Annotated in this window: 8 protein-coding genes; 6 read left to right on the top strand and 2 right to left on the bottom strand. The window is 67.0% G+C overall.

The features are described 5' to 3' along the window. A partial coding sequence (locus tag QOI01_RS03150) for an ABC transporter ATP-binding protein (RefSeq protein ID WP_526378511.1) occupies nucleotides 1-938 on the top strand: 938 nt, incomplete at its 5' end. On the opposite strand, the gene QOI01_RS03145 is transcribed toward QOI01_RS03150, so the two are convergent. After that, on the bottom strand, nucleotides 919-1,596 hold the full coding sequence (locus QOI01_RS03145) for a TetR/AcrR family transcriptional regulator (protein WP_526378509.1): 678 nt from the start codon (nucleotides 1,594-1,596) through the stop codon (nucleotides 919-921). The genes QOI01_RS03150 and QOI01_RS03145 overlap by 20 nt on opposite strands. 107 nt (nucleotides 1,597-1,703) lie before the next feature. Here QOI01_RS03145 and QOI01_RS03140 point away from each other — a divergent pair, with 107 nt between their 5' ends. Both QOI01_RS03140 and QOI01_RS03135 read left to right on the top strand, forming a co-directional pair. Continuing rightward, on the top strand, nucleotides 1,704-3,356 hold the full coding sequence (locus QOI01_RS03140) for a phytoene desaturase family protein (RefSeq protein WP_526378507.1): 1,653 nt from the start codon (nucleotides 1,704-1,706) through the stop codon (nucleotides 3,354-3,356). A 9-nt stretch (nucleotides 3,357-3,365) separates the two neighbouring features. Then, the gene (locus tag QOI01_RS03135) at nucleotides 3,366-5,423 is read left to right on the top strand and encodes an acetate--CoA ligase family protein (RefSeq protein ID WP_526378505.1); all 2,058 of its coding nucleotides are present in this window, start codon (nucleotides 3,366-3,368) and stop codon (nucleotides 5,421-5,423) included. Here QOI01_RS03135 and QOI01_RS03130 read toward each other — a convergent pair. Next, on the bottom strand, nucleotides 5,361-6,512 hold the full coding sequence (locus QOI01_RS03130) for an ROK family protein (protein ID WP_526378503.1): 1,152 nt from the start codon (nucleotides 6,510-6,512) through the stop codon (nucleotides 5,361-5,363). The genes QOI01_RS03135 and QOI01_RS03130 overlap by 63 nt on opposite strands. Nucleotides 6,513-6,777: 265 nt before the next feature. Here QOI01_RS03130 and QOI01_RS03125 point away from each other — a divergent pair, with 265 nt between their 5' ends. From QOI01_RS03125 to QOI01_RS03115, 3 genes are read left to right on the top strand one after another with little or no spacing between them, the layout of a single operon-like run. After that, nucleotides 6,778-7,854: a sugar ABC transporter substrate-binding protein gene (locus QOI01_RS03125; RefSeq protein WP_526378501.1), complete on the top strand. Its 1,077-nt coding sequence runs from the start codon at nucleotides 6,778-6,780 to the stop codon at nucleotides 7,852-7,854. A 9-nt stretch (nucleotides 7,855-7,863) separates the two neighbouring features. Continuing rightward, the gene (locus QOI01_RS03120; RefSeq protein WP_526378499.1) at nucleotides 7,864-8,640 is read left to right on the top strand and encodes an ATP-binding cassette domain-containing protein; all 777 of its coding nucleotides are present in this window, start codon (nucleotides 7,864-7,866) and stop codon (nucleotides 8,638-8,640) included. A gap of 22 nt (nucleotides 8,641-8,662) precedes the next feature. Beyond that, on the top strand, nucleotides 8,663-9,928 hold the full coding sequence (locus QOI01_RS03115; RefSeq protein WP_526378497.1) for a sugar ABC transporter permease: 1,266 nt from the start codon (nucleotides 8,663-8,665) through the stop codon (nucleotides 9,926-9,928). Nucleotides 9,929-9,998: the final 70 nt, after the last annotated feature.

Below are 9,998 nucleotides of genomic sequence, written 5' to 3'. Positions count from 1 at the left end.
CGCACAAGCGCCCGGTCAACACTGTCTTCCAGACCTACGCGCTGTTCCCATTCATGACGGTGTGGGACAACGTCGCGTTCGGCCTCAGATACCAGAAAACCTCCAAGGAGGACACCAAGAGGCGCGTCGGCGAAGCGCTCGAGCTGGCCCGGATGGACCAGTTCGCGAAGCGACGGCCCGCCCAGCTGTCCGGCGGGCAGCAGCAGCGCGTCGCGCTGGCGCGGGCACTGGTGCTCCGCCCGAAGGTGCTGCTCCTCGACGAGCCACTCGGTGCGCTGGATGCCAAGCTGCGCAAGCAGTTACAGCTGGAACTGCGCGCCGTGCAGCGCGAGGTCGGCATCACCTTCGTGTACGTGACCCACGATCAGGAGGAAGCGCTCGCCATGAGCGACCAGATCGCCGTGCTCGCGGACGGCCGGGTGGAACAGGTGGGCCCGCCGCAGGAGATCTATTCGTCACCGGCGACGACGTTCGTCGCGGGCTTTCTCGGTGCCGCGAACATCTTCGACGCCGACGTGATCGAAGCGTCCGACACGTCCGCGATCTGCTCGGCGATCGCCACCCAGCTCGGCGCCGTCGTCGACCATTGCGTCCCGAAGGGGCCCGCTGCCATTGTGATTCGGCCGGAGCGCATCACCCTTCAGACACCGGATGAGCCCGTGCGGCAGGGCAGCAACGCGATCAGCGGAACGGTCAGTGCAGTCGTGTACCTCGGCGCCTGCACGCAGGTCCACGTCGACGTCGGCGCGGCAACTGCGTTGGTCGTCGAGGTTCCGAACGCCTCCGGTCCCGGCTCGGTGACGCACTCGCCCGGCGCCGCGGTCACGTGCGTCTGCGCGCACGACGCGGTCCGGGTGCTGCACCGCAGCTCTGCGTCGCTGGTCCAAGACCCCGTCGAGGCCGAGGCACTGGAGGCGCTCAGCCCTTCTTCGGCCTGAGCTTGGTGGGAGCCCTCCTGGCCGCCCGCGTCTTCTTGGTCGGTGGAAGGTCGAGCTCGCGTTCGCAGAAGCGCATGGCGATGTCGTAGGCCACGTCGGAGTCGACCTCCGGGTCTTCGAGCGCCACCTGGATGGACAGACCGTCGAGCAGCGCGCCGAACTCGAGCGCGAACATCCGGGCGTCGACGTCTCCGCCCAGTTCGTCGCTTGCCTCGCCCGACTTGATGGCGGCGACGATCATGCGACGCCAACGCGCATCCAGTTCGACGCGGCCCGCCTTGACTTCGTCGTGTCGGAAGGCCTGCGCCCACAGGTCGAACCACAACCCCCACGCACCGGGAATCTCGTTGTCCGCCTGCGGCACCACCGTCCACTTGATCAGCAGCGACAGGCGCTCCCGCAACGAGGTGACTTCGGCCAGCATCTTCTCGGCCGCTTCGTAGAACGACTCCTCGGAGTGTCGGAGCGCATCGACCAGTAGCCTGTCGCGGGTGCCGAAGTAGTAGATGACGAGTGCCGAGCTGACGCCCGCCCGGTTCGCAACGTCGGCGATGCGCGTATCACCGAAGCCGCGTTCACAGATCAGCCCCGCAGCGGCGTCCAGCATTTCGGTACGGCGTGCTTCGTTGTTCTCCGTCGCAGGCGCAGGATCGGCCATTTCGCTCCAAGTCTCCCTTCAAGTGGCGGCGCTGCTACTTGTCTGCAAGCCTAACACTCGATTAGATTGAACAGTCAGTCAGGCGAGTACACGGAAGAAGGTCTGCGATGGCTAACGGTAACGACGCCTACGACGCCGTAGTGGTCGGTGGTGGCCACAACGGTCTGGTCTCGGCCGCCTACCTGGCCCGCTCCGGGGCACGCACGTTGGTGCTGGAGTCGCGTGCCACTCTCGGCGGTGCCGCGACCACCGAATCGCCATGGGAGGACGCACCGCATCTCCGGGTGACGCGACTCTCGTACGTGGTGAGCCTGATGCCGCCGACCATCGTCCACGACCTCGGCCTCGAACGCCACGGCTACAAGGTGCACCCCATGGGGCCGTACTACCAGGCGTTTCCCGAGGGCGGTTCGCTGACGATCCACGAGGATGACCCGGCCCGCACGCACGAGCAACTCGCCAAGTACTCCAAGAAGGACGCCGACGCCTGGCCTAGGTGGAATGAGTGGCTGGAGGGCATCGCCGGCGTGATGGGGCCACTGCTCACCCAGGTGCCGCCCAACATCGGCTCGCGGAAGCCGTCTGACCTTCTCGACCTCGCCAAGCTTGGTTGGAGTCAGCGCGGCATGACCACCCGCATGATGGGCGACGTCACCCGGCTGCTGACCATGAGCATCGCCGACCTGCTCGACGACTGGTTCGAATCACCGCAAATAAAAGGCCCATTGGCCGTCAACGGAGTGATCGGAACGTGGGCCGGGCCGTACGAGCCCGGCACCGCCTATGTCATGGCGCACCACTCGATAGGTGACGTCGGCGACGGGCAGCTAGGCAGCTGGGGCTATCCGGAGGGTGGCATGGGCGGCGTGTCCGAGGCCATCGCCCGCTCAGCCAGGAGCTTCGGCGCCGAGATCCGCACCAAGGCGAGGGTTTCCCGTCTGAAAGTGCGGAACGGCCGGGTCCAGGGAGTGGTCCTCGAGAACGGTGACGAGATCAGCGCCCCGTTGGTCGTCACCACACTGCATCCCCGCACCGCGTTCCTGGATCAGATTCCCCGCGCGGAACTACCCGACGACTTCGTCAACGACATCGAGCACTGGAAGACCCGCAGCGGCGTGGTGAAGATCAATCTCGCACTGGGTGAACTGCCCAACTTCACCGCCGACCCCAGTTCGGGGATCGCCGAGCACCTCACGGGATCCGTGGAGATGGCCCCCACGATGGAGTACATCGAGGCGGCGTTCCAGGAGGCCCGCACCGGTAAGCCGGCGCTGATGCCCTTCAGTGACGGCGTCATCCCCACCACCCTCGACAAGACCCTCAATCCCGATGGCACCCATATCATGTCGCTGTTCACGCAGTGGGTGCCCGCGGAGTGGAGCCAGGCGCCGCACACCGAGGAGCTCGACGCCTACGCCGACCGGCTCATCGATCTCTACGATCAGGTCGCGCCGGGCTTCAAGTCGTCGGTTCTGCACCGGGACGTCGTCGGTCCGCACGAGATGGAGCAGGAGTACGGCCTGATCGGCGGCAACATCTTCCACGGTGAGCTCTCCCTGGAGCAGCTGTTCCACATGCGGCCCGCGCCCGGCTTCGCCGACTACCGCACGCCGATCGCCGGGCTCTACAACGGCAGCTCGGCCACCCATGCCGGCGGTGGGGTGTGCGGTATCCCGGGCTGGCAGGCGGCCAGGGCTGCTCTCGCTGACAAGAAGCGAGGCAACCGGCGGGTGCTCGCCGCGCTGGGTCGCCGGCACTAGGCGCACCTCGTGAACGGTGCGCGCCGGGCGGCCGTGGCAGCGATGCTCGGCGCCCGATCGGTGGCGGTCGTGGGTGCCAGCGAGCGCCAGGACAGCTTCGGCGCCCGGATGGTCGTCGAGGCCCAACGCAGCTCGGCCCGAATGCATCTGGTCAATCCGCGCTACGACCGGATCGGTGAGCGGCCCTGCGCGCCAGCGCTGGCCGACCTCGACGAACCCGTCGACCTGGTGTTGCTCGGCGTTCCGGACACCGCCCTGGTCGACCAGCTGAGCGCCGCCGCCGACGTCGGGGCACGATCCGCGGTCCTCTTCGGTGCAGCGAACGGCGTGCGCGGCGAGGTGGCGGCCATCGCGTCCGGAGCCGGGATGGCCCTGTGCGGCGCTGGTTGCATGGGCTTCGTCAACAACGCGACCGGCCTTCGCGCCCTGGGGTACCTGGAACCGGACCCCGTGCCGCCGGGTGGGGTCAGCCTCGTCACGCACTCCGGGTCGGCGTTCTCCACGTTGCTCAGGTCCCGGCGCGGGTTCGGGTTCCGTCTCGCCGTGTCGTCCGGGCAGGAGCTCGTCACGGACACCGCGGATTACGTCGACTATGCCCTCGACGCAGGCACCGAACTGATTGCGCTGCTGCTCGAGACTCCCCGCGCGGTGCCCAGACTCCGTGCGGCACTGCACAGGGCCCACGAACAGGGCGTGCCCGCGGTGATTCTACCGGTCGGCCGTTCCCCGCGAGGTCAGGCGATGGTGGCGGCGCACTCGGGTGCGCTCGCAGGCGAGGACGCGGCGTGGCAGGCGCTGTGCGATGCAGTCGGCGCGCTGCGCGTCCGGGACATGGCCGAGTTCACCGACACCATCGAATTGTTCAGTGCGGGCCGAAGGTCCAGGCCCAGCGGTGTCGGAAGTGGGATTGCCACCGTGCATGATTCGGGTGCCGAGCGCGCGCTGGCAGCCGACGTCGCGCACGATCTTGGCGTCGAGTACGCGGACCTGTCGCCCCAGTCCCTCACGGCGGTCGGCAAACTGCTCGATGACGGGCTCGTCGCCACCAACCCCCTCGACGTTTGGGGCACGGGCGCTGATACCCGCTCGCTGTTCCGGGCCTGTCTGCGGGTCATGGCCGAGGACGCCGCCGTCGCGGTCACGGCACTCGCCGTCGACCTGGTGACGGAGTTCGACGGGGACACCGCCTATGCGGACGCGATCCTCGAGGTCGCCTCGGAGACCAGTGCGCCGCTGGCCGTGTTGGCGTCAGTCCCCTCGGCGATCGATCAGTCGACCGCGCAACGATTGCGCCGCAGCGGGATTCCGATACTCGAGGGATTCCCCAGCGGATTGGTGGCCCTCGGTCATCTGGCCAGTTGGCCGCGCGAGATCGAAGGGCACACGCCGCCCGTCGACCGGGAGCGCCAACTCCGTTGGCGCGCGTGGCTGGACGATTGGGTGCCCGCGCTGGCCTTCGACCTGTTCACTGACTACGGCGTCCCGGTGGCCCGGCCGATCATGGCGCACGGCATCGACGAGGCGGAGGCGGCCGCGAAAGCCGTCGGCTATCCGGTGGTCCTCAAAACCGTTGCCCATCAGCACAAGAGTGACGTCGGCGGGGTCAAGCTCCACCTGGCCGACGACGACGCGCTCCGGGCCGCCCATGCGGACGTCGCGGAACGGTTGGGGCCGGTGGTGACGGTCCAGCCGATGGTTGCCGACGGCGTGGAGATCTCGGTGGGCGTCGTCCGCGACGCGGCCTTCGGCCCACTGGTGGTCGTCGCTGCCGGAGGCGTCCTGGTGGAGTTGATGGCCGACCGCGTCCTGGCCTGCCCGCCGGTGTCCTACGGAGGCGCTCTAAAGCTGCTGAAGGGGTTGCGAATCCGGCCGCTGTTCGACGGCTGGCGTGGCGCACCAGCCGTCGACGTCACCGCGCTGGCCCGAGTGATCGTGGCCTTCTCTCAGTTGGCGCTGGAACTCGGCGACTCGCTCGAAGCCGTCGAGGCCAACCCCGTGATCGTGTCACCGGGAGGCGCGGTGGCGGTGGACGCGTTGCTGATAGTGCGCAGCGGGATCCGACAGTAGCGGTGCGAACGCCAGTTCTGCGGCCCCGATCATCAGCGTCTTCGATCCCAGGCTGGCCGGCACGATCCGGACGAGGTCACGGGGCGCGCGAAGACTGTGCCGCGCCAGGGCGTCGTCGAGCACTTCGGGCGCTAGCGAAGGGAACACCCGTAGGAACCCGCCGAGGACGATCAGTTCCGGGTTCAGCACGTTGACGGCGTTGCCGAGAGCGATGCCGAGATAGCGCGCCTGGCGCTCAACGGTGGTCGCTGCGGAGTCGGATTCGGCGTCAAGGGTCTGAGACTGGCTGACCTCGGTCTCCAGGCACCCGATACTGCCGCAGTGACAGGTCTCCGTGCCGCCCACGAACGTGTGGCCCAGTTCGCCGGCGTATCCCGCCGCGCCGTCGAGGAGTTCCCCGGCGATCACCACCCCCGCGCCGATGCCGCCGGCACCGCCATTGACATAGATCATGTGTTCGGCCTTCGGGTGTCGACCGAAGATGTACTCGGCGATCGCACCCAGATTGGCGTCGTTGGCCGCAAACACCGGTAGTTTGGTTGCGGCGTTGAGCATTTCGCTGACTTCGGCATCGTGCCAGTTCAGATGGGGCGCGAGGCGCACGATGGAACCGGCTTGCACCAGGCCCGGGACGGCCACGCCGATCCCGGTGATGTGGTGGCAGGGTGGCAGTTGTCGCCGCATGTGCTCGATTGACTCCGCGGCCATCGCCACCGTCTGCGCGACGTTTGGGACGCTCGAAGTCGGGCGCGTGGCCACGTCGAGCACCTCGCCGCCCATGGCCACTAATCCGATTGTGACGGCGTCGATTTCGGGGTTGACCGCGATGGCCAGTACGCGGTGCTGCGGGCGCACGACCGGGCTGGGCCTGCCCACCTGGGCGGCCGCGCCGGGTTGCGCCTCCTCGACCAAGCCGTGCGCGGCCAGTTCCTCGACGAGGTCTTTGACGGTGGATCGCGACAGCCCGGTGCGGCGGGTCAAGTCCGAGCGACTCAGGCAGCGGTGGCGGTGGACGAGCGTGAGCACGCCGGACAGATTCCGCCGGCGGACGTCGTCGGTGCTGGTGCCGATCCCTGCGCTGCGACCCACGGTGATCCTTTCGAATGGGCTTCGATACATCGACCCATTGACAGTGGCCTACGGCACATTTATGTTCGAGACCTGAACAAATCTACGCCGAGGAGGCCGGGAATGTCCGTTCTCGAGTCCAACGATTTGCCGCCGATGAACTGGTTCCACAGACGTCCGACAAGTTCTCGTTCGGGCTGAGGTCGATGCCACGAATCCCCGGACGCGACGAGCATCACGTTATATGTTGTCTCACACAATAAATCGAAGGATGGGAGCGATCTCCATGAAGCGACTGGGTCTCCGGATGCTCGCCGTGCTAGCCGTGCCCCTGGTGGCGGGGCTGGGCCTCACCGCGTGCAGCAATGGTAGCGGCGGTGGCGGCCAGGCGCAGACGGGCAAGATCGGCGTGATCCTGCCCGACACCAAATCGTCGGTCCGATGGGAGTCCAAGGACCGGCCCGCGCTCGAGGAGGCCTTCAAGGCCGCAGGCGTGCCGTACTCGATCCAGAATGCCGAAGGCTCGGCCGACAACATGGCCACCATCGCCGACGGCATGATCGCCGACGGGGTCACCGTGCTGGCCATCGTCAACCTCGACTCGGACAGCGGTGCCTCCATCCAGCAGAAGGCGGCCAGCCAGGGGGTGAAGACCATCGACTACGACCGGCTCACCCTGGGTGGGTCGGCCGACGCCTACGTGTCCTTCGACAACACCAAGGTCGGCTCGCTGCAGGGCCAGGGTCTGGTCGACTGCCTTGCCGGCAAACCGTCGAACATGGTGTTCCTCAACGGTTCTCCCACAGACAACAACGCCACCCTGTTCACGTCCGGCGCTCATTCGGTGATCGACAAGACCCCGACGATCAAGATCGTCGGCGAGCAGGCGGTGCCGGACTGGGACAACGACAAGGCCGTCACGATCTTCGAGCAGATGTACACCGGCGCCGACGGCAAGATCGACGGCGTCTACGCCGCCAACGACGGGCTGGCCGGATCCGTGATAGCGATCCTGCAGAAGAACCAGCGGGCCGGCCAGGTGCCGGTGACCGGTCAGGATGCCACCGTCGAAGGCCTGCAGAACATTCTCGCCGGTACGCAGTGCATGTCCGTCTACAAGTCGGCGAAGGAAGAGGCGGGCGCGCTGGCCCAAGCCGCGATCGCGCTCGCATCGGGCAAGAACGTCTCGACCAACAGCACCTCGCGTGACGACAAGGGCAACCGGGACGTTGCCTCGGTGCTGTTGACCCCCAAGTCGATCACCAAGGACAACGTGGACGTGGTCTTCACCGACGGCGGCCAGTCCAAGGACGAGGTGTGCGCCGGGCAGTTCGCCGCCATGTGCACCGCCGCGGGACTCTAGATCGCGCCCATGACCGAGCCCATCCTCGAACTACGAGGCGTCAACAAGAGTTTCGGTGTGGTGCACGTTCTGCACGACGTCGACTTCCAGGTCTATCCGGGTGAGGTCACCGCGCTGGTAGGTGACAACGGCGCCGGTAAGTCGACGCTTGTCAAGGCGATCGCCGGCATCCATCCGATCGACAGCGGCACCTATCAGTTCGAGGGCAAGCCGGTGACGGTGCACGGCCCCAACGACGTTGCGGCCCTGGGCATCGAGGTGGTCTACCAGGACCTGGCTCTGTGCGACAACCTCGACATCGTCTCGAACATGTTCCTGGGACGCGAGATCGTGGGCCGGGGCGTTCTCGACGAAGCTCGAATGGAGACCATGGCCCGCCAGGCACTGGCGTCACTGTCGGTGCGGACCGTGAAGTCCGTCCGCCAGGCGGTGTCCAGTCTATCTGGCGGTCAGCGCCAGACCGTCGCGATCGCCAAGTGCGTGCTGTGGAACTCCAAGGTGGTGCTGCTCGACGAGCCGACCGCGGCCCTCGGCGTGGCACAGACCCGCCAGGTAATCGACCTCGTCCGGCGGTTGGCCGATCAGGGTCTTGGCGTGGTGCTGATCTCGCACAACATGGTCGACGTCTTCGAGGTCGCCGACCGGATCTGCGCGCTGTATCTCGGCCGGGTGGCGGCCGAGGTCAAGGCTTCGGAGGTCACCCACGGCCAGGTGGTGGAACTGATCACCGCTGGACGCTCCGGCAGCCTCGGCCTGGCGCCGGCCGAAGCAGCCCGATCGATGTGACGCGCCCGTGAAGGACAAAGCAATGACCACGTTCAAGAGCGACGTTTCCGAATCGGATTTCGTGGCCGACAACACCTCCGACGAGACGTTCCGCGACGCAGCACGCACCTACGTCGGACGTGTTCGCGGCGGCGACATGGGTTCGCTGCCGGCGGTTCTCGGTCTCGTCTTTCTGTTCATCGTGTTCGGACTGGCCAACGAGCGGTTCATGTCCGCGTTGAACCTGGCCAATCTGGTGACCCAGGCTGGCTCCATCTGCGTGCTGGCGATGGGACTGGTGTTCGTGCTGCTGCTCGGTGACATCGACCTCTCCGCAGGTGTGGCCGGCGGTGTCTCGGCCTGTGCGATGGCGCTGGTCATCGCCGACCAGGGCTGGCCGTGGTGGGCGGCCGTGCTGGCCGGTGTCGTGTGCGGAGCTCTGATCGGTCTGGCCATCGGAGCGCTGCGGGCGAAACTGGGAATACCGTCATTCGTGGTTACCCTCGCGTTCTTCCTTGGGCTGCAAGGCGTTACGCTCAAACTCATCGGTGAGGGTGGGTCGGTCCGGGTGGACGATCCGGTGATCCGTGGCATCACCATCGACAACGTGCCGGTGACGGCGGGCTGGGCAGGTGCGTTGCTGGTCGTGGTCGGTTTCGCCGGCCTGGAGCTCTACCGGCACCGCGCGAAGGTCAGGGCAGGGTTGCATCACTCTCCATTCGGAGTGGTGGTCGCCCGCGTCGCCGGCGTAGCCGTCGTGACCCTCGGGGTGACCTACCTGCTCAGCGTCAACCGGAGCGTGAACCCGAACGTCGAGATCCGCGGGATCCCCTACGTTCTGCCCATCGTCGGAGTGCTGCTCATCGCGTTGACCTTCGTGCTGACCCGCACCTCGTACGGACGGCACATCTATGCCGTCGGCGGCAACGCGGAGGCGGCGCGGCGGGCCGGTGTCAACGTCGGCCGGATCCGGATGTCGGTCTTCGTCGTCTGTTCGGCTTTGGCCGCCGTGAGCGGGATCATTGCAGCGTCGTACGGCGGCAAGGTTTCTGCGTCGTCCGGGGCCGGCAACGTCCTGTTGTATGCGGTCGGCGCGGCGGTGATCGGCGGCACCAGTCTCTTCGGTGGGAAGGGCCGTGTGCTGGACGCGGTGATCGGCGGCGTGGTGGTCGCTACGATCGCCAATGGACTTGGTCTGCTCAACCAGTCGTCCTACATCAACTTCCTGGTCACGGGCGGCGTCCTGTTGCTCGCGGCCAGCGTGGACGCCATCTCGCGACGACGGCGGTCCGCGACGGGCCTGAGCTGAGCGGCAATGTCGGCCTCGCGTACTGGGGCAGGGACGAATCGGGACACGCCTTCCGAAGCCCGCTCGAGCC

It is taken from the genome of Mycobacterium sp. (assembly GCF_032162605.1).
Lineage (GTDB): Bacteria > Actinomycetota > Actinomycetes > Mycobacteriales > Mycobacteriaceae > Mycobacterium.
Note: the sequence above shows the minus strand (reverse complement) of the source record. Positions and strands in the feature narration are given on the sequence as shown.